We start from the raw sequence: 19,097 nt of genomic DNA, 5'->3' as shown, positions 1-19,097 counted from the left end.
CCGCCGCCACCCGAGGAATGCTCACCGTGATGACCGGTGGTCGTCGTCGTGGTCGGGGTGGTGGTGGTCGTCGTGGTAGTGGTGGTCGGCGGGGTGGTGCCGGTGGAGCTGCACGCCACCGACAAGCCACCCATGAGCACCGCGGTGGCGATCCCGGTCACGGCCGCCCATCGGCGAGAACTGGTCTTCACGAACGTCATTCATACGCAGGCTTGCTGTGAAAGTAGCTGCGGCGCGGGTGGGCACTTTCGTACGGATTCCTGTCAACCCCGCGGCTGGACACCGTTCGGGCCGCCGGTGGAGGCTGCATAGGTGCCCACCGCGAAGGCCACCGCGGGGCCGGTGATGGCCAGCGCCTGCGAGTTGACGTTGGGGAGTAAGTCCCCCGCCGTGCGGTAGTCGGGGTCGAACGGCGCTCCGGCCTTGCCACCCCAGAGCCGGGCCTGCACCTCGGACTTCAGCTGTGAGGCACCCGTGGTGATGCCGCCGATCGGTATGCCCGCCGCCAGGAACGGGCCGTAGTCGCTGGCCCGGGTCAACGGCATGTCGGCCGGCCGCACACCGGCCAGGTTCAGGTAACCCGCGAGCGTGCGTTCCGCGCCCGCCGATCCCGGTGGCACGCTGGCGGCGGGGATTCCGGGGCTCGGTTGCCCGGACTGATCACCGTCGTAGGTGAAGTAGCCGGCGTTCTTCGACGCCAGCATGTCGAAGTTCAGGTACATCGCGATGTCGGCGATCTGCTGCCGGTCGAGGCCGCTCACGTATTTCGTCGGCCCCTCGAGACCGGACTCGTCGGATCCCCAGAAGGCGAACCGGACCGCATTGGTGACGGTTGGCGAGCCACCCAGTTGCACGGCGGTCTCCAGCACCGCAGCAACACCCGAGCCGTCGTCGTTCATGCCCGGGCTGTGCGGCGCCGTGCCGAGGTGCGCGCCGGCGACGATGACGTTGTGCGCGTCTCCGGTCTTCGTCTGCGCCACGACGTTTCGTACCTTGACCAACTTGGCCTGGGCGTTGAGGGAGAGTTGAACCGGTGCCGTGGTACGGCGCAGCTGCGCGTCGACGTCCTTGCCGATGACCGCGACGGGCGACTTGAGCCCCTGGTAGTAGCCTGCGGGGAACAGGCCCGGCGCTCCGGTGTCGCTGACCACCAATAGCCCGACGGCGCCCTTGGCCACCGCGGCATCGTGCTTTTCGACGACCGAGCAGCCGGTGTCGTCGACGATGGCGATCGCGCCCCGCGCGTTCACCGTCCCATAGTCCGCGGCGGTGCACCCGGCCGGCTTCTGTGGACGCAGGGTGATGGCCCTGATCCCGGCCACCGGAGTGGTGACGAGCAGGGATGCCTGTGTGACGGGGAACTTGCGGCCCGCCACCGTCAGCGCCGGATCGCCGGTGTCGGTTTGGACCATCCGGTCGAACTCCGGCGTCTCGACGTCGAATCCCTTGTCCCGCAGCACTTCGACGACGTAGTCGACGCTGGCGTCGTAGCCCGGCGTGCCCGCCGCTCTTGAACCCTTGTTGCCCGTCGCGATGGTGGACAGCCTGTCCAGGTGTGCGCGCATTCCGTCGACGGTGACCTTGCCTGCCAGCTCGCGGGCCGGGTCGGCCGAGGATTGCGGCGCCGGCTGCGACGACGAACACGCCGCCACCACCAGTACGAGGGCCAGGGCCGAGGCCCGCCTCATGAGTCCGTCACCACGTGGCGGGTGCGGTCGTCTCTGACGGGGATTCCGTTGCGCCCGCTCAGGTCCTGGGCGTAGAGGCCGACGGCGTGGGCGACTCCCCTGCCCTGGATCTCCAGTGCGGTGCGGTCGATGTGCTCGAGGGTGTCGGACTTCTTGTGATAGTTCGGATCGAACGGCTGGTCGGCCTGGCCGCCCCAGCGCTGCGCCTGTTCGACGGTCTTGTTCTCCTCGGCGCCGGCGAACAGCCCACCGGCGGGGATGCCCGCCTGGGTGAATGCGTCGTAGTCGGACCTGCCGTTGAAGTCGGTGTCCTCCGGCGCTTTTCCTGCACCATCGAGGTAGGCGGCCAGCGTGCGCTCGATGCCCGCCGAGCCCTCCGGCACGCGCGGGACACCGCCGTCGGCCGACGGCGGTGCGGACTGGTCGCCGTCGTAGGTAAAGTAGCCGGGGTTGGGCGAGGCGAGCATGTCGAAGTTCAGGTACAGGGCGATGTCCTTGAGCGCTTCGACGTCGAGAGTCTCCACGTACTTCGTCGAACCGAGCAGGCCGAGCTCCTCGGCCCCCCAGAACGCGAACCGCACCGCGTTGCGTACCGGCGGTGAACTGCCCAGCTGCACAGCGGTTTCCAGCACGGCCGCCACGCCCGAGCCGTTGTCGTTGATGCCAGGGCCTTCCGGCACGCTGTCCAGGTGGGCGCCCGCCATCACCACGTCGCTGGTGGACCCGGTCTTGGTCTGCGCGACGACGTTGAGGGTGCGTTCCACCCGGACGCCAGCGTTGAGCTTGATGGTCGTTTCGGCGGGGTTGGTGCGCAGCCGCGCACCATCGGCCTTGGTGACGCCGACGACCGGGATCTTCACGTCGGTCTGCTCCCCCAGCGTGCCGCCCACCTCGTCGCCGTCGACGTTGTTGGCGACGACCATGGCGACCGCCCCGCGCTCGGCGGCGATCGCCTGCTTGACGGCGAACGGGCAGGAGCCGCGATCGACCAGCACCACGGCTCTGGACACGGGCAGTCCGTCGTAGTCCGACGCCGCGCAACCCGGCGTGTCCTCCTCACGGGCGGGCACCAGGGGACCGCTCACCCCTTCGGGCGGGGTGCCGATGGTGAACCCGAGCGGGTTGGTCTTCACCTCGGCTCCGCCGACCGTGACTGACGGTTTGTCGGCGAACGGCAGCCGTACCTCGAACTCGTCGGTCTTGACGTCGAAGCCGTTGTCCCGCAGGGTCTTGGCCACGTAGTCGACGCTGGCGGCGTAGCCCGGCGAACCCAGCGCCCGGTTGCCGCCGTTGGCGTCGGCGATCTCCTGCAGTCTGGTCAGGTGGGCCATCATCGCGTCCGCGGAGAGCTTGCGCTGTACCTCACCGGCGAAATCGGTCGCGGGCGTCGACGCGGTGCTCGGCGTGTTCGACGGGTTCGCCGCCGGGGCGGCGTTGCGGCCGCACCCGGTCACCAGCGCCGTCGCGACCACCACCACCGCCAGAACCGCAAGTGCCGTTCGAGAGCTACGCCGCATTGCCCCCACGTTAGTCACGCGTCGCGGCGGTTCACGACGACGGTGGCCACCACGAAGGCGACGGCGACGATCGCGGCGAAGTAGAGCAGCGAGCCGAACCGGTCCCACGGCATCGAGTACACCGGATAGAGCCACTGCACGTCGGTGAACACGAACGCGTTGCCGAACGGCAGGTACGGCCCGACTTCGGTGCCGAAGTCGGGCAGGTTGCCGAGGATGGGTTCGACCACCAACGGCCAGAGCAGCAGCACCGCGACCGCGCCGGCGGCGTAGCGCAGCAGCGCCCCGACCGCGACGCCGAGCACGGCGGCGAGCGCGGCGAACAACGCCAACGCTCCGACCACCCGCCACACGCCTGCCTCCGCCAGCGACAACCGCGCTCCCACCACGGGGTCGGAGCTCATCCCGGCCACCAGCATGGCGCCGATCACCATCGCCGCGGTGTATACACCCGAGAACGCTGCGGCGACAACCGCTTTCGCAACGACGACCAAGGTGCGGTTCGGGATGGCGGCGAACGTCGTCCGGATCGTCCCGCTGCGGTACTCGCCCGTCATCGTCATCGCCGAGAGCACCATCAGGACGGGTATCCCGAACACGGCCACCCCGACCGCGGCCTTCTCCGGAGGCAGACTCGCCGCACCGTACGCCGACGATCCCTGCAGCGCGGCCACCCCGAGACCCAGCACCGCCGCGGCGATGCACGACCACAGCGGCGAACGGATCGTCGACAGTTTTATCCGCTCGGCGTTGAGCGCGGCTAGGGCGGTCACTGGCTCGCCGTCCGGAATTCGACGGCACCATCGGTGAGCTTGAGGTAGGCCTCCTCCAGCGAGGCCCGTTGGGCGCTGAGCTCGTGCAGCGTGATCCCGTTGCGAGCGGCCAGGTCCCCGATCACCTCGATCGCCGCGCCGCGGACGGACAACGCCGAGCCGTCCGGCTCCGCGGTCGCGTCGATGCCTGCGTCGGACAGCAGCCCCTCGAGGGTGTCCAGTTGGGGGCTTCGGACCCGGACCGCGTCGGCACCGGAACCCGCGACGAACTCGGCGACGGTGGTCGACGCGATGAGCTTGCCGCGACCGATCACCACCAGCCGGTCGGCGGTGTTGGCCATCTCGGCGAGTAGGTGGCTGGACACGAACACGGTGCGGCCCTCGGCCGCCAGGGTGCGCATCAGCGTCCTGACCCACCGGATGCCCTCGGGGTCGAGCCCGTTGACGGGTTCGTCGAACAGCAGCACCGGGGGGTCGCCGAGCAGAGCCGCCGCGATGCCGAGGCGCTGACTCATCCCGAGCGACAGGGTTCCGGCCTTCTTGTCTGCGGCCGCGGCGAGGCCGACCACGTCGAGCACCTCGTCGACGCGAGTGATCGCGATGCGATTGCTCGCGGCGATCCAGCGCAGGTGATCGCGCGCCGACCGGTTGGGGTGCGCTTGCTTGGCGTCGAGCAGCGCGCCGACCGTGCGCAGCGGCTCGGCCAACTCGCGGTAGGTCCGCCCGTCGATCGTCGCGGTGCCGGAGGTCGGATGATCGAGACCCAGAATCATCCGCATCGTGGTGGTCTTGCCCGCGCCGTTGGGACCCAGGAATCCGGTCACGACGCCCGGCTCGATCGAGCAGGTGAGGTCGTCGACGGCCCGGTTCCTTGCCAAACCCCGCCCGAAGACTTTGGTCAGGCCCGCCAACTCGATCATTGGGCCCATGATCTCAGTTCAGCGTGGCGACGACGAGGTCCGCCACGGCGCGCATGCCCGCCGCGTTCGGGTGCAGCGGCGCCACCTTGCCCGGCAGAGGCAAACCGAGTCGGCTCACCCACGGCTGGTTCGACCAGGGGTGATATCGACGCTGGCGTCGCTCGCGCGAACCAGTTCGCAGCCCGTGGCCGTGGCGGCGTCTTCGGTGAGTTGCTTCAGCGTGTCGCCGTCGTGGCGGGCGACCGCGATGTCGGGAGCCGACAGCGGCGGCGCAGGCGTTCCCGGGCCAGCCGCCATCGAGGAACCGAGCGCGACGTAGCGACTCACAGACTGGGGCTCGAGGCCTGCGCCCAATACCGCTTCGGGATCCGCCCCGCCTCGCGGGCGAGCCGACCTGCCACGACGGCGGACGCCATCGCGGCCGCCATCACCGGCGGGTCGGAGGCTCTGGTCACCGCAGTCGCCAACAGCACCGCATCGCACCCCAATTCCATCGCCAGCGCGGCGTCACTCGCGGTACCGATGCCCGCGTCCAGCACCACGGGAACCCCAGCCCGCTCGACGATCATCTCGATGTTGTGCGGGTTGGCGATACCCAGACCCGTCCCGATCGGCGAGCCGAGCGGCATCACCGCGGCACAGCCCACGTCCTCGAGGCGACGGGCCAGCACCGGGTCGTCGTTGGTGTAGGGCAGTACCACGAACCCGTCGTCGACGAGTTGTTCAGCGGCTCTGACCAATTCGATGGCGTCGGGCAGCAGGGTGCGATCGTCGGCGATGACCTCGAGCTTGACCCAGTCGGTGTGCAGGGCCTCGCGGGCCAACTGCGCGGTCAGCACCGCCTCGGCGGCGCCACGGCAACCCGCGGTGTTGGGCAGAGGCGTGATGCCCAGCCGGGCCAACAGGTCGAGCACCCCCGTGCCGCCGTCGGCGTCGACCCGGCGGATCGCAACGGTGGTCAGTTCGGTGCCCGACGCGACCAGCGCCTCCTCCAGCACGGCAAGATTGGCCGCGCCGCCGGTACCCATGATGAGCCGCGATCCGAAGCTGCGGCCGGCGATCGCGAGCTTGGTGTCAGCCACCCTGCACCGCCGTCACCACTTCCACCTTGGCCCCGTCGGATAGCCGGTGATCCCACTCCGACCGGGGCAGCACCGCCCAGTCGACGGCCACCGCGATGCCCTTGTCGGGAATTCCGAGCGTCGCGAGAAGCGCTGTCACGGTTGCGTCTTCGGGGATCTCGACGGCTTCGTCGTTCACGGTCACTCTCATGCGGGCACACCCACCTTCAGTTCGGCCGCGATCCGGTCGGCGGTCCACGGTGCCAGTAGGAAGCCGGACCGGCCGTGGCCCGCGGCCACCAAGGTCCGTTCGTCTAGCCTTTCGACGACGGGCACGTTGTCCGGTGTCATCGGGCGCAGACCGGCCGCAGCCTCGGCGAGTTCGTATTCGCCGAGTGCGGGCATCACCTCGCAGGCATCGTCCAGCAGATCGCGCACCCCCGATACCGAAGGCGCCGTGTCACGGCCGTGTTCGTACTGGGTGGCGCCCACCACCACGCCGTCGGGCCGCGGCACCAGGTACACCTGCCGACCGTGCACCCTGGCTCGAATAACGCGCCGCGGCAACGGCATACAGCCGCGGCGCCATCGCAGTCGCAGCACCTCGCCCTTGACCGGGCGGATCGGCAGACCCGGCCATAGCGAAGGCGCATCGATGCCGTTGGCGATCACCACGGTGTCCAGATCGCGCGCGTCGTCGAGCGAGTCGACCGGTGGGGCCCAACTGACGCCGAGCCGTTCGCAATGCTGCGCCAGCGCCGCGACGAGTGCCCGGTTGTCCACGGCCAGTTCGGTTTCAGCGCGGAAGCCGTGCCTGATGCCCTGGGCGAGCAGCGGCTCCATGTCGCGGGCCGCGGTCGTCGGAGTCACCGGGTGGCCCTGTGCGGCAAGCCACCCCGCGACGGTCTTCAGATCTTCGACGTCGGCCCGGTCGACGGCCACGACAAGCGACTCGCGCGCCGTCACCACCTCCGGCGGCAGCCCGTCCAGGAATGAGCCGTGCCCCCCTTCATTCCACAGCGCGAGCGAGGCAAGACCGATCTGCAGCAGCCGCTCCTCACCCGGCCAGCCCTCGCTGTGCGGAGCCAGCATGCCGCCGGCCACCCATGAGGCCCCGTGCTCGCCGGTCCGGTGCACGCGTACGGACCAGCCGTCGAGCGCGGCGCGGCGCGCCACCGACAGGCCGATGACGCCGCCACCGACGACCGCCAGAGATCGCGCCGGCGAGCCGGCTATCGAGCTTGGAGACATTTCTGCCCTCCCTTCGCCGGCATGACCCGGATCAGGTGTGACGGTAAGGGCTAGGCGCGCCCACTCTCAGCCCCCGGTCCAGGGACTCCCGTGTGATCCGTCCACATTACTCGGGGGCGCCAGCTGCGGCTAACGTCGCGGTTGTGCTGGATCCCCTTGATACCCGGCGGCCTACCTTCCTGGCCCGCCTCGCCACCGCCCGGCTGTACCTGTGCACCGACGCCCGCCGGGAACGCGGTGACCTGGCCGAGTTCGCCGACGCGGCGCTGGCCGGCGGTGTCGACCTCATCCAGCTGCGCGACAAGGGCTCGGCGGGCGAGCAGCGGTTCGGACCGCTGGAGGCACGCGACGAGCTGGCCGCGCTGGAGATTCTGGGCGACGCGGCGCGACGGCACGGCGCCCTGCTGGCGGTCAACGACCGCGCCGACATCGCCCGCGGCGCCGGGGCCGACGTCCTACATCTCGGGCAGGACGACCTACCGCTGTCGCTGGCGCGCGACATCATCGGGCCGGGCACCTTGATCGGCCGTTCCAGCCACGACCCGGCGCAGGTGGCCGCCGCCATCGACGAGGAGGTCGACTACTTCTGCGTCGGCCCGTGCTGGCCGACCCCAACCAAACCCGGCAGGTCCGCGCCAGGACTGGACCTCCTCCGCGTGGCCGCCGACTCGGGAACGACCAAGCCCTGGTTCGCGATCGGGGGCATCGACGCACAGCGCCTGCCCGAGGTGCTCGCCGCAGGCGCGCGCCGCATCGTGGTGGTGCGGGCGATCACCGCCGCCGACGACCCCGCCGCAGCGGCCCGCGACTTGACGGCGGCGCTTACGGCTGCGGGTTGACCAGCAGCGGGATCGACGCCGTCACCGAGCGGAGCTGGGGCCAGCTGGCCGCGAACCCGGGGTGCAACGGCAGATCGGCGACCTCGTCCTCGGCCACCCAGCGCAATTCGGAACTCTCCCGGTTCGGCACCGTGACCAGCTGTTCGGGTGCGTCTGCGATGACCGTGGTGTAGGTCCAGTCGCTGCCCGTTGCGGTCGCGGTCACCACCGTGGTCCGCACGGTCAGTCGATCGGCGGTCAGCCCGGCCTCCTCGTTGGCTTCGCGCACCGCGGCTTCCTCGACGGTTTCGTGGCTGTCGCGCGCACCGCCAGGAAGGCCCCACGTGCCGCCTTGGTGACTCCACGGTGCCCGGTGTTGCAATAGCACTGCGGCGCTGCCGTCGGGCCCGGGGGCGCGCAACAGGAGACCCGCCGCGCCATGCCTGCCCCAGAAATGGGCGCCGTCGTCGGACAACACCCAGCCATCACCGTCACCATGCACGCGTTCAGGATATGGAACTCCCGCCGACATTCGCTGCCTCAGAATCCCCCGCGCCGCGCCAACAGCTCTTAGAATTCTTTTATATAGTTGGCGAGTCGAAAAAGTAGCCGGAAAGCAGAGGTCCGCGCACAGGTGACTGTGGAGTTGGCGCACCCTTCGACCGAGCCGCTGGCGTCACGGTCGCCGACAACCCCCGTACATCAACGGTGGTGGTTTCTTTGGACGACCCCCGGTCGCATCCTGACCATCGGGGTGGTGTTGTCCGCGCTCGTGATGGCGTGCGCGTTCGCCACGTCGACCACGATCAACGATCGTCAGCAGGCGCTGACGACGGTGCTCAATCACACCGAACCGCTGGCGTTCGCCGCGGGGCAGCTCTACACCACGTTGTCGGTGGCCGATGCCGCCGCCGCGACGGCGTTCATCGCCGGCGCCGAGCCCCAGGACGTGCGACAACGCTATGAGCAGGCCATCACCGACGCGTCGGTGGCGGTAACCCGGGCGTCGAGTGGGCTGACCGACGAGCCGATGGTGTTGCTGCTCGGCCGGGTCAACGCGCAACTGGCCGTCTACACCGGCCTGGTCGAGACCGCCAGGACCAACAACCGTGCCGGGAACCCCGTCGGCTCGTCGTATCTGTCCGAGGCGTCGGCGCTGATGCAGACGCAGATCCTGCCCGACGCCCAGCGGCTGTACGAGGAGACCTCGAGGCGGGTGGACGCCGAGACCACCGCCTCGACCCGCATCCCCGCCCCGGTGATCCTGGTGGTGCTCGCGACCCTGCTGTTCGGGGCTTTCGCCAACCGCTGGCTGGCGCGCCGCACCCGGCGCCGGGTGAACATCGGGTTCGTTGCGGGCGGAATGGCCGTGCTGGTCATGGTCATCTGGGTCGGGACGGCGATCATCATCTCGACCGCGGACAGCCGCAGCGCCAAGAGCACGGCGGCCGAGTCGCTCAAGACCGTCACCTCCATGGCCATCACCGCCCAGCAGGCCCGTGCCGACGAGACGCTGTCGTTGATCCGGCGCGGCGACGAGAGCGTGCGCAAGCAGTCGTACTACCAGCGCATCGACATGATGCAGCAGCAGCTGTCCGACTACCTCGGTCGCGCGGACGCGATCGACAAGAGCGACCTGGCCGACGCCGAGCAACTCCTGCAGCGGTGGCGCGCCGCCGACGACCGAATCAACGCCTACGTCGCAGTCGGCAACTACCAGGCCGCCACCCAGGTGGCTCTCGGTACCGGCGACGACGATTCGACGCCGGCGTTCGACAAGCTCGACGCCGCGCTGACCAAGGGCATCGAGGAGAGTCGCCAGCAGTTGCGCGGTGACATCACCAACGCGCGGCGGGTGCTGTCGGGCGCGACCGTCGGTGCGGCGGTGCTGAGCGTGATCGCGGCGTTCGCGGTGACGCTGGGGTTGTGGCCGAGGATGAGCGAGTACCGGTGATGAGCGCTCGCGCGAAGAACAGACGGCCGGTGATGAAGCGACTTCTGGTGGCCCTCGCCGCACTGGCGGTGCTGACGGGCTGCGGCCAGGCCTTGCCGGTGATCCCGGTGCCGAGCGTGACGCTCGCGCCGCCGACGCCCGCCGGCATGGAGGAGCTTCCGCCGGAGCCCGTCCAGCCGGCTCCGGTCAAGGATGACTGCAGGGCGAGCCTGCGGCCCTTCCCGACCAGGGCACAGGCTGACGCGGCCGTATCGACGATCCGCAACCGCGGCAGGCTCATCGTCGGCCTCGACATCGGCAGCAACCTGTTCAGTTTCCGCGACCCGATCACCGGGGAGATCACGGGTTTCGACGTCGACATCGCAGGCGAGGTCGCGCGGGACATCTTCGGGACGCCGTCTCAGGTGGAGTACCGCATCCTGTCGTCGGCCGACCGGATCACGGCGCTGCAGAACAATCAGGTGGACATCGTGGTGAAGACGATGAGCATCACCTGCGAGCGCAAGAAGTTGGTCAACTTCTCCACCGAGTACCTGTCGGCCAACCAGCGGATCCTGGCGCCAAGGGACTCGGCGATCCGGCAGGCCTCGGACCTGTCGGGCAGGCGGGTGTGTGCAGTGACGGGAACCACGTCGCTGAAGCGCATCCAGCAGATCAACCCGCCGCCCGTCGTCGTCGAAGTGGTGACGTGGGCCGACTGCCTGGTCGCGCTGCAGCAGCGCCAGGTCGACGCCGTCAGCACGGACGACTCGATCCTGGCCGGCCTGGTGAGCCAAGATCCCTACCTGCACATCATCGGGCCCAGCATGAACGAGGAGCCCTACGGCATCGGCATCAACCTGAGGAACACCGGCCTGGTGCGCTTCGTCAACGGAACATTGGACCGCATCCGCCGCGACGGTACGTGGAACACGTTGTACCGCAAGTGGTTGACCGTGCTCGGCCCGGCGCCGGCTCCACCGAGCCCGAGGTACTCGGACTGATGGCCACGCGGCGGGACGACCAGGAAGACGCGGACGGGGTGACGGATCCCGGCACACAGCGCTCGGAGGTGACCTGGGATTCGCTGTCGACGATGCGACCGATGTCCACGCAGGCGGTGTTCCGGCCGACCTTCGACGACTCCGACAGCATCTCGGTCGGTACCGCGGAGACCGAACCGCGCGATCACGCGACGACCGTCACGCGGAGGTGGTCGCCGATGCGCCGGCTCGGCGGCGGGTTGGTCGAGGTGCCACGGGTGCAGGAGCGCGATCCGCTTCGTGCGCTGATGAAGAACCCGGTGGTCGCCGAGGCGAAGCGGTTCTGCTGGAACTGCGGCAAGCCGGTTGGCCGCTCCTCGTCCGACGGGAAGGCTCTCTCGGAGGGCTGGTGCCCGCACTGCGGAAGCCCGTATTCCTTTCAGCCGCAACTGAGTCCGGGCGACATGGTGGTCGACCAATACGAGATCAAGGGCTGCATCGCCCACGGCGGCCTCGGCTGGATCTACCTGGCGTTCGACACGAACGTCAACGACCGCCCGGTCGTGCTCAAGGGTTTGGTGCATTCGGGCGACGCCGAGGCGCAGGCGATCGCGATGGCCGAACGACAGTTCCTCGCCGAGGTGACCCATCCGGCCATCGTGAAGATCTTCAACTTCGTCGAGCACGACGACAAGCACGGCGACCCGGTCGGCTACATCGTGATGGAGTACGTCGGCGGAACGTCGCTCAAGCAGGCCAAGGGCGACAAGCTGCCCGTGTCACGGGCGATCGCCTACATGCTCGAAATCCTGCCCGCGCTGGGCTATCTGCACGCCAGCGGCCTGGTGTACAACGACCTCAAGCCAGAGAACATCATGGTCACCGAGGAGCAGCTCAAGCTGATCGACCTCGGCGCGGTGTCGACCGTCAACTCGTACGGATTCCTCTACGGCACACCGGGTTACCAGGCACCCGAGATCGTGAAGACCGGACCGACGGTGGCCACCGACATCTACACCGTCGGCCGTACGCTCGCCTCGCTGACGCTGGACATGCGCACCCGCAACGGTCGCTACGTCGACGGACTGCCGGAGGACGATCCCGTTCTCAGCCAATACGATTCGTTCGGCAGGCTGCTGCGGCGGGCGATCGATCCCGACCCGCGGCGGCGCTTCGCCAGCGCCGAGGAGATGTCGGGTCAGCTTCTCGGCGTGCTGCGCGAGGTCGTCGCCCATGACACCGGCGTACCCCGGCCAGGCCTGTCGACGGTGTTCAGCCCGTCGCGCTCGACGTTCGGCGTCGACCTGCTCGTCGCACACACCGACGTCTACCTCGACGGCCAGGTGCACTCGGAGAAGCTCACCTCGCAGGACATCGTCAGGGCGTTACCGGTGCCGATGGTCGACCCCGCCGACGTCGGCGCCACCGTGTTGTCGGCGACGATGCTCAGTCAGCCGGTGCAGACACTGGATTCGCTGCGCGCGGCCCGGCACGGGACGCTGGAATCCGAGGGCATCGACCTGTCCGAGTCGGTCGAGTTGCCGTTGATGGAGGTGCGGGCGCTGCTGGACCTTGGCGACGTCGCGAAGGCCAACCGCAAGCTCGACGATCTCTCCGACCGCGTCGGCTGGCGCTGGCGGCTGATGTGGTTCCGCGCCGTCGCGCAGCTCCTGTCCGCCGACTACGACTCGGCCACAAAGCATTTCACCGAGGTACTGGACACCCTGCCCGGCGAGTTGGCGCCGAAGCTCGCGCTGGCCGCGACGGCCGAACTGGGTGGCGCCGCCGACGAGGGCACCTTCTACAAGACGGTGTGGAACAGCGACAACGGGGTGATCTCGGCGGGCTTCGGCCTGGCCCGTGCGCAGTCCGCGTCCGGTGCGCGCGACGCCGCCGTCAAGACCCTCGACCAAGTACCCGCCACCTCAAGGCATTTCACCACGGGGCGGCTGACCAGCGCCGTCACCCTGCTGTCCGGGCGGTCGGGCAGCGAGATCACCGAGCAGCAGATCCGCGACGCGGCACGTCGAGTGGAGGCGCTGCCGGAGACCGAGCCGCGGGTGCTGCAGATCCGGGCCCTGGTGCTGGGCACGGCGATGGACTGGCTGGCCGAGAACACCGCGAGCACGAACCACATCCTGGGCTTCCCGTTCACCGAGCACGGTCTGCAATTGGGCGTCGAGGCGGCGTTGCGTGGGCTGGCCCGGTTGGCGCCGACGCAGGCGCACCGCTACGCGCTGGTCGACCTGGCCAACAGCGTGCGCCCGACCAGCACGTTCTAGCGAAGCTCAGCTAACTTTGCTCTCAGGTACTTTCGAAACATGGAAACCAGACGTCGGCCGTCACGCCGGGCGATCGTTGGTGTCTTGGCCGTCACCCTGATCGCGCTCGCCTTCGGTGGTTGCGCCAAGCAGCAGCCCGAGTCGTCGCAGCAGATGAGCGGCAAGAGTGGTGGGGCCGAACCGTCTGCCCCCGTGCTGGACGCTCCGCCGGAGAGCCCACCGGGACAGCCGGACCAACGGTCACGCGACATCGTCACGACCGGCACCATCGCGGTGACGGTGTCCGACGTCGGAGCCGCCTCCGACAAGCTCGCCGGTCTGGCAAAGGAATCAGGCGGCCGGATCGACAGCAGGTCCGAGTCCGCCACGTCGACGTCGGGCACATCGACGTCGGGTGACGTCGAACCCAGCGCCCAACTGACGCTGCGCATTCCGTCCGCGAAGCTCGACGACTTCCTGGCCGGCGCGAAGGGGGTGGGCACCGTCACCTCGCTGTCGCTGACGCATGACGACGTGACCGCCCAACGCGTCGACCAGGACGCCAGGATCCAGGCGCTGCAGACGTCGGTCACCCGCTTGACCGAGTTGATGAAGACCGCCTCGAGTACGGCCGACCTTCTGCAGGCCGAAGAGCAGCTGTCGAAACGACAGGCGGAACTCGACAGCCTGCGGTCGCAGCGCACCGCCCTTGGCGATCAGATCTCCTACGCCACGATCACGGTCACGCTATCGACCGAGCCGGCCGCAGTGCCGCTGCCAACCGGGTTCACCGGTGCGATCCACAATGGCTGGACCTCGCTGCTTGCGGTGTTTCGTGGCTTGACGCTGGCGGCCGGGTTCATGCTGCCGTGGGTCTCGGTGCTGGTGATCCTGGCGGCCGTGGCGTTCCTGGTGCACCGACGGCTACGCCGCTAGACGTGCCGACCTGGGATACAGGCTCAGAAGTTGCCGTTTGCGCCCCATCAAGGCCCGGCTCCTCCGTGTCACCCGGGCTGGTATCCCACCATCGTCCGCAGGTGAGGCAGGTGGCCGTCTTATAGATGCGGTCTACCCCGCGTCTTTTTGTGCGCTCGATCTGGTGTCCCCGCACACGACACCACCAAGGTCCCATCATGGCGAGACCACGTCGGACACAGACCGGCAGCGGCGCATAGCGCCAGAGTGTAAACCGGCCCGTAGCGGCAATCACGGGTCAACACCGCATGCGACGTTCAGAATCTGCGCCCCACGAACTCGCCCGTTCTTTAACTATCAGAAGGGTGGTGGTCGGTAGTTGGCGGCCAGACAGGCTCGGCGTTGGCGTTCTTCTTCGGCGATCAGCTCGATGCGTTCGCGGCGTTCGGCGGTGACGCGGTCGCGGCGGTCCTGATCGCGGGTCTGGACCGATATCGTCTCGGGCTAACGGCTACCGAACCGATCCCGCAGTTGCGGATCCGCTTCCCACCACAAGGTTTGGCGAGCCGAGCCTGGTTCGACGTGCTCGGTACGCTCGGCTTCATCGGCCTCGTCGGCCTCATCGGCGACCGCCTTCTCGTGTGAGCCCAAGGCTCGCATGAGCACCAGTAGGAACGGCAGGCCGAGAACGTCCCCGAGAATCCACAAGATGCCGGCGCCGATGGACTGGTCGGTCCGCATGCTCGGCCCCCAGGTTCGGCCAAGGCCTGCGTAATAGTCATGGGCGATCAGCGGGCCGAGCCACAACACCAGCCCGAGTAGCCCGTCGCCGAGCGTCTCGGCGACGCTGATCCCGATCGAGAGCAGCGGCGAGTAGTGGTGCGGCACCGGGTCGGACTGCAACCGTGCGTAGAAGTAGCCAAAGCCGCTGAGCGGCAAGAGTATCCGCGTCAGCGCCGCGACGACGCCGTTGGTCAGCGACGCCACGTACCACGGTGTCAGATATAGAAGCCACGGCGTCGCCAGCATCAAGGCCGACGTGACTGCGGGCGAGCACACCAACCGGGCCGGCCGGGACGCCAGCAATCCGTCGAGGCGGCGTCTGCCCGACGCGCTCGACGCAGCGCGCAGCGTCGCCACCGGCCGACCCATCGCCAGCAGGAACGGTACGACGAACAGCAGCAACAACACCTGCAATGCCCGCATCCAGAACAACACCGGCGCGTAGACGGCGATGACGCTCAGCGTCGCCAGCGCCCACAACGCCAGCCCACCACCGAAGCTCCAGACCTGCGCCGAAGTCGGCTCGCCGCTGCGCCGTGCCATCCACAGATACCCGGCACCGATTGCCAGGATCAGCGTCAGCGACAGAAAGTCCGGTGACCACGATCCGACGAGTGCGTGCAGGGGCGGCACGGCGCCGAAGCTACGCCGCGAACCTGGCAGGATTCAGTCAACGACTTGGATGTTCGCCTCGAGCACGCCCACGCACGCCCTGGCGATGGCCAGCTCCTCGTCGGTGGGAATGACGAGCACCGTCGTGGGCGACATGTCGGCCGTGATGCGGCGCGGCCCCCTGGCCGGGCTGTCGTTGAGGTGCTCGTCGAGTTCGATCCCGAGCATGGCCATGCCGCTCAACGCATCACGCCGAACGGCGGCGTCGTTCTCGCCGACGCCCGCGGTGAAGGTGATGACGTCGGTGTTGCCCAGCAACGCCAGGTAGGCCCCGATGTACTTGCGCAGCCGGTGGATGTACACGTCGTAGGCCAACCGTGCTGCGGCGTCACCTGATTCGATACGCTCGTGCAACACCCGGAAGTCGATCTCACCGCCGAGGCCCAGCACCCCGGAGCGACGGTTGAGCATGGACTCGATGTCCTCCAGGCTCATCCCCGCCGTCCGCGACAGGTAGGTGATGACGCCGGGGTCGACGTCGCCGGAGCGGGTGCCCATCACCAGGCCCTCCATCGGGGTCAACCCCATCGAGGTGTCCAACGGGCGCCCGCCTGCGATCGCCGACGCCGACGCGCCGTTGCCCAGGTGCAGCACGATTTGGTTGAGCGATCCCAGCGGCGCCTGCAGGAACTCCGCCGCCTGCTCGCTGACGTACTGGTGCGACGTGCCGTGGAAGCCGTAGCGGCGAATGTGCCACCGCTCGGCCAGTTCCCGGTCGATCGCGTACGTCGCGGCCGCGGGCGGTAGGTCGTGGAAGAACGCCGTGTCGAAGACCGCGACGTGCGGCAGGTCGGGCAACACGCGACGGGCGACCTCGATGCCGAGAATCGCCGGCGGGTTGTGCAACGGGGCCAGCGGCGAGAGCGTCTTCAACGTCTCGATCAGCGCGTCGTCGACGACGGTGGGCTGGTACAGGTCGGGCCCGCCATGCACGACCCGATGGCCGACCGCGACGAGCCCCAGCCCGTCAAGACCGTGGCCCGCCTCCGCCAGGATGTCGAACGCCGCCCGCAGGGCCGCTTCGTGATCGGCGACGCCGCCGTCATCGCCGATGCGCTCGACGATCCCGTCGGCCAGCTGTCGTCCCGAATCAGGTTCGACCACTGCATATTTCAGGGATGACGAACCACAGTTGAGCACCAGAACGGTGCGGGCCGAAGTCATTTTCCCTGCGCCTGGATCGCGGTGATGGCCACGGTGTTGACGATGTCCTCGACCAGCGCTCCGCGCGACAGGTCGTTGACCGGCTTGTTGAGCCCTTGCAGGACGGGCCCGATCGCGATGGCGCCGGCACTGCGCTGCACGGCCTTGTAGGTGTTGTTGCCCGTGTTGAGGTCGGGGAAGATCAACACGGTGGCGCGGCCGGCGACCGCGGAATCCGGCATCTTGGTGGCCGCCACCGATGGCTCGACCGCGGCGTCGTACTGGATGGGTCCCTCCACCAGTAGATCCGGTTTGCGTGTGCGCACCAATTCCGTTGCCGCGCGCACCTTGTCGACGTCGGCACCGGTCCCCGACGTGCCGGTCGAGTAGGACAGCATGGCCACCCTCGGTTCGATGCCGAACTGGGCTGCCGTGCGCGCCGAACTGATCGCGATGTCGGCGAGTTGCTCGGACGTGGGGTCGGGCACGATCGCACAGTCGCCGTAGGCCAGCACCTCGTCGGCCAGGCACATCAGGAAGATGCTCGAAACCGTGGAGACGTCGGGCATCGTCTTGATGATCTCGAAGGCCGGCCGGACGGTGTGCGCGGTGGTGTGGGTGGCACCGGAGACCATGCCGTCGACCATGTCGTTGTGCACCAGCATGGTGCCGAAGTACGAGACGTCGTGCATGATCTCGCGGGCCTGCTCGACGGTGACGCCCTTGTGCTTGCGCAGTTGTGCGTACTGCTCGGCGAACTGGTCACACAGGTGGCTGGTGCGCGGATCGAGCACGGTGGCCGCCGACAGGTCCACGCCGAGTTCGGCAGCGCGGGCCCGCACCGCGGGTTCGTCGCCGAGGATCGTCAATTCGGCCACCGACCGCTTCAACAACCGACCCGACGCCTTCAGGATGCGGTCGTCGTCGCCCTCGGGCAGCACGATGCGCTTGCGGTCCGACCGCGCCCGGTCCAGCAGCTGGTAGGTGAACATCTGCGGCGTCGTCACCGTTGGAATCGAGATCGACAGCTGGGCAATGAGATCCGCGGTGTCGACGTAGGCGTCCATCAGCGCCAGCGCGGTGTCGATCTTGCGCTGTGAGCTCGCGGTCACCCGACCTCTCGCCTGCGCGACCGCCCGCGCCGTCTCGTAGGTGCCGAGGTCGGTGGCCACGATCGGCAACCGCAGCCCCAGGCCGGCCACCAACGCCGCGATCGACGGGTGCAGCGGCAGTCCGCCGTTGAGGATGATGCCCGACAGCGACGGAAAGCCCTCGGCCGCATGGGCACTGGCGATGGCCAGGACGACGTCGGAGCGGTCGCCTGGCGTGATCACCGCCATCCCGTCGTGCAGCCGCTCCAGCACGTGCTCGGCGGTCATGCCGGCCACCAGCACGCCGGTCGCCTCCCTGCTCAGCAGGTCGTCGTCGCCGCTGATGAGCGTGCCGTGCACGGCCTCGCGCAGCTCACCGACCGACGGCGCCACCAGCAGCGGTTCCTCCGGCAACACGTAACTCTTGAGGCCCCTCGGCTCGACTCTCCCCAGCGCCTCCGCAACGGCGTCCAATTGCTCGGGGTCGCAGCGGTTGGCCACCACCGCGGCGGTGTGCGCGTGCTGGCCGGCGATCTCGGCGAGGCACAGCTCGACGACGTGCGCGACCTCGGCCGGAGTACGGTCCTTGGCCCGCACCGCAAGCACCACCGGCGCGCCGAGGTTGACCGCGATGCGGGCGTTGGCGCTCAGCTCGCTGGGCGAGGCGACGTCGGTGTAATCGCTGCCGACGATGACCACCGCATCACATTGCTCGGCCACCCGGTGGAAGCGGTCGACGATGTCGGCGAGCGCGGCGTCCGGGTCTTCGTGCAGCTCCGCATAGCCGACGCCGACGCAGTCTTCGTAGGGCAGACCGGCAGTGGTGTGCGCGAGCAGCAGCTCCAGGATGTAGTCGCGATCCTCGTGCAAACGGGTGATGGGCCGGAACACCCCGACCCTGGCGACGGTGGCCGCCAGCCGGTGCAGGATGCCCAGCGCGATGGTCGACTTTCCGGTGTCCCCCTCGGGCGACGCGACGTAGATGGCGGATGAGCGCTCGCGCGAAGACCATATTGCTGAGACCGCGTCGATGCTCGAGCTGGGCACGCCCGCAAGCCTGCCGTATCAACCGAGCCGGCGCAGCCTCGGGGTTGCGGCGACGACGGGAAGGCCTGTCCAGGAACAAAACGTGCTGCTCAAAGCGACTGCAGACAAAAGTGCGGGTCTCTGCCACTGCTGTATATTCGAGGTCAACGCCTCCCAGACCCCGAGGCCGCACGTGATCGCCCACCCCGTCCTGACGGGGTAGTTCTCGACGATCGGGCCGAGACCGGGGGGCGGGTCCAGC

General features: G+C 68.7%; 18 protein-coding genes and 1 riboswitch. Of the genes, 5 read left to right on the top strand and 13 right to left on the bottom strand.

The annotated features are described in order from the left end of the window. From QOC69_RS24660 to thiO, 9 genes are all read right to left on the bottom strand, one after another. On the bottom strand, window positions 1–191 hold a 191-nt coding region (locus QOC69_RS24660; RefSeq protein ID WP_526444540.1), incomplete at its 3' end, for a hypothetical protein. Window positions 192–263: 72 nt separating this feature from the next. After that, a complete protein-coding gene (locus QOC69_RS24655) occupies window positions 264–1,688 on the bottom strand; it encodes a M28 family peptidase (RefSeq protein ID WP_526444538.1) in 1,425 nt (474 codons plus the stop codon). After that, window positions 1,685–3,205: a M28 family metallopeptidase gene (locus QOC69_RS24650; protein WP_526444536.1), complete on the bottom strand. Its 1,521-nt coding sequence runs from the start codon at window positions 3,203–3,205 to the stop codon at window positions 1,685–1,687. The genes QOC69_RS24655 and QOC69_RS24650 overlap by 4 nt, the downstream gene beginning before the upstream one ends. A 14-nt stretch (window positions 3,206–3,219) precedes the next feature. Further along, window positions 3,220–3,978: an ABC transporter permease gene (locus QOC69_RS24645; RefSeq protein WP_526444534.1), complete on the bottom strand. Its 759-nt coding sequence runs from the start codon at window positions 3,976–3,978 to the stop codon at window positions 3,220–3,222. Beyond that, entirely contained in the window at window positions 3,975–4,898 is a 924-nt protein-coding gene (locus QOC69_RS24640; protein ID WP_526444532.1) for an ATP-binding cassette domain-containing protein, read from the bottom strand. Before QOC69_RS24640 ends, QOC69_RS24645 begins: the two co-directional genes overlap by 4 nt. Before the next feature lie 114 nt (window positions 4,899–5,012). Continuing rightward, window positions 5,013–5,225, bottom strand: coding sequence for a hypothetical protein (locus QOC69_RS24635; protein ID WP_526444530.1), 213 nt, complete (start codon window positions 5,223–5,225; stop codon window positions 5,013–5,015). Further along, a complete protein-coding gene (locus QOC69_RS24630; RefSeq protein WP_526444528.1) occupies window positions 5,222–5,980 on the bottom strand; it encodes a thiazole synthase in 759 nt (252 codons plus the stop codon). Before QOC69_RS24630 ends, QOC69_RS24635 begins: the two co-directional genes overlap by 4 nt. Then, the gene (thiS, locus tag QOC69_RS24625) at window positions 5,973–6,170 is read right to left on the bottom strand and encodes a sulfur carrier protein ThiS (RefSeq protein ID WP_526444526.1); all 198 of its coding nucleotides are present in this window, start codon (window positions 6,168–6,170) and stop codon (window positions 5,973–5,975) included. The genes QOC69_RS24630 and thiS overlap by 8 nt, the downstream gene beginning before the upstream one ends. Beyond that, window positions 6,167–7,210 (bottom strand): glycine oxidase ThiO, encoded by a 1,044-nt coding sequence (gene thiO / locus QOC69_RS24620; RefSeq protein WP_526444524.1) that lies wholly within the window; start codon window positions 7,208–7,210, stop codon window positions 6,167–6,169. Before thiO ends, thiS begins: the two co-directional genes overlap by 4 nt. Continuing rightward, window positions 7,202–7,312, bottom strand: a riboswitch (TPP riboswitch). It overlaps the preceding gene by 9 nt. Before the next feature lie 41 nt (window positions 7,313–7,353). Here thiO and thiE point away from each other — a divergent pair. After that, window positions 7,354–8,049, top strand: coding sequence for a thiamine phosphate synthase (gene thiE, locus QOC69_RS24615; protein WP_526444522.1), 696 nt, complete (start codon window positions 7,354–7,356; stop codon window positions 8,047–8,049). Here thiE and QOC69_RS24610 read toward each other — a convergent pair. Further along, the gene (locus QOC69_RS24610; protein WP_526444520.1) at window positions 8,033–8,530 is read right to left on the bottom strand and encodes an NUDIX hydrolase; all 498 of its coding nucleotides are present in this window, start codon (window positions 8,528–8,530) and stop codon (window positions 8,033–8,035) included. The two genes, thiE and QOC69_RS24610, sit on opposite strands and share 17 nt — an antisense overlap. Window positions 8,531–8,662: 132 nt before the next feature. On the opposite strand from QOC69_RS24610, the gene glnX reads away from it, so the two are divergent. The 4 genes from glnX to QOC69_RS24590 are packed head-to-tail and all read left to right on the top strand — an operon-like array spanning window position 8,663 to window position 14,141. After that, window positions 8,663–9,982 carry a protein kinase G-activating protein GlnX gene (gene glnX / locus QOC69_RS24605; RefSeq protein WP_526444518.1) on the top strand — a complete coding sequence of 440 codons (1,320 nt, stop codon included), beginning with the start codon at window positions 8,663–8,665 and terminating at the stop codon, window positions 9,980–9,982. Then, on the top strand, window positions 9,982–10,965 hold the full coding sequence (locus QOC69_RS24600) for a glutamate ABC transporter substrate-binding protein (RefSeq protein WP_526444516.1): 984 nt from the start codon (window positions 9,982–9,984) through the stop codon (window positions 10,963–10,965). Before glnX ends, QOC69_RS24600 begins: the two co-directional genes overlap by 1 nt. Then, on the top strand, window positions 10,965–13,226 hold the full coding sequence (locus QOC69_RS24595) for a serine/threonine-protein kinase (RefSeq protein ID WP_526444544.1): 2,262 nt from the start codon (window positions 10,965–10,967) through the stop codon (window positions 13,224–13,226). The genes QOC69_RS24600 and QOC69_RS24595 overlap by 1 nt, the downstream gene beginning before the upstream one ends. Before the next feature lie 39 nt (window positions 13,227–13,265). Next, window positions 13,266–14,141, top strand: coding sequence for a DUF4349 domain-containing protein (locus QOC69_RS24590; protein WP_526444514.1), 876 nt, complete (start codon window positions 13,266–13,268; stop codon window positions 14,139–14,141). Window positions 14,142–14,624: 483 nt separating this feature from the next. Here QOC69_RS24590 and QOC69_RS24585 read toward each other — a convergent pair whose 3' ends face one another. From QOC69_RS24585 to pta, 3 genes are read right to left on the bottom strand one after another with little or no spacing between them, the layout of a single operon-like run. Then, complete coding sequence (locus QOC69_RS24585) at window positions 14,625–15,536, bottom strand: cytochrome c oxidase assembly protein (RefSeq protein WP_526444512.1); 912 nt, start codon at window positions 15,534–15,536, stop codon at window positions 14,625–14,627. Between the two features lie 33 nt (window positions 15,537–15,569). Beyond that, entirely contained in the window at window positions 15,570–16,739 is a 1,170-nt protein-coding gene (locus tag QOC69_RS24580; protein WP_526444510.1) for an acetate/propionate family kinase, read from the bottom strand. After that, window positions 16,736–18,823, bottom strand: a complete 2,088-nt coding sequence (gene pta, locus QOC69_RS24575) for a phosphate acetyltransferase (protein ID WP_526444542.1) — start codon at window positions 18,821–18,823, stop codon at window positions 16,736–16,738. Before pta ends, QOC69_RS24580 begins: the two co-directional genes overlap by 4 nt. Window positions 18,824–19,097 lie beyond the last annotated feature (274 nt).

This window comes from Mycobacterium sp. (genome assembly GCF_032162105.1).
Lineage (GTDB): Bacteria > Actinomycetota > Actinomycetes > Mycobacteriales > Mycobacteriaceae > Mycobacterium.
The sequence above is the reverse complement of the archived record's forward strand: the minus strand, read 5'-3'. Positions and strand labels throughout refer to the sequence as shown.

Coding starts and splice junctions, on each gene's coding strand:
- QOC69_RS24655 (WP_526444538.1), bottom strand. CDS start 1,688: ATGAGGCGGGCCTCGGCCCTGGCCCTCGTACTGGTGGTGGCGGCGTGT.
- QOC69_RS24650 (WP_526444536.1), bottom strand. CDS start 3,205: ATGCGGCGTAGCTCTCGAACGGCACTTGCGGTTCTGGCGGTGGTGGTG.
- QOC69_RS24640 (WP_526444532.1), bottom strand. CDS start 4,898: ATGATCGAGTTGGCGGGCCTGACCAAAGTCTTCGGGCGGGGTTTGGCA.
- thiS (WP_526444526.1), bottom strand. CDS start 6,170: ATGAGAGTGACCGTGAACGACGAAGCCGTCGAGATCCCCGAAGACGCA.
- thiO (WP_526444524.1), bottom strand. CDS start 7,210: ATGTCTCCAAGCTCGATAGCCGGCTCGCCGGCGCGATCTCTGGCGGTC.
- QOC69_RS24600 (WP_526444516.1), top strand. CDS start 9,982: ATGAGCGCTCGCGCGAAGAACAGACGGCCGGTGATGAAGCGACTTCTG.
- QOC69_RS24595 (WP_526444544.1), top strand. CDS start 10,965: ATGGCCACGCGGCGGGACGACCAGGAAGACGCGGACGGGGTGACGGAT.
- QOC69_RS24590 (WP_526444514.1), top strand. CDS start 13,266: ATGGAAACCAGACGTCGGCCGTCACGCCGGGCGATCGTTGGTGTCTTG.
- QOC69_RS24580 (WP_526444510.1), bottom strand. CDS start 16,739: ATGACTTCGGCCCGCACCGTTCTGGTGCTCAACTGTGGTTCGTCATCC.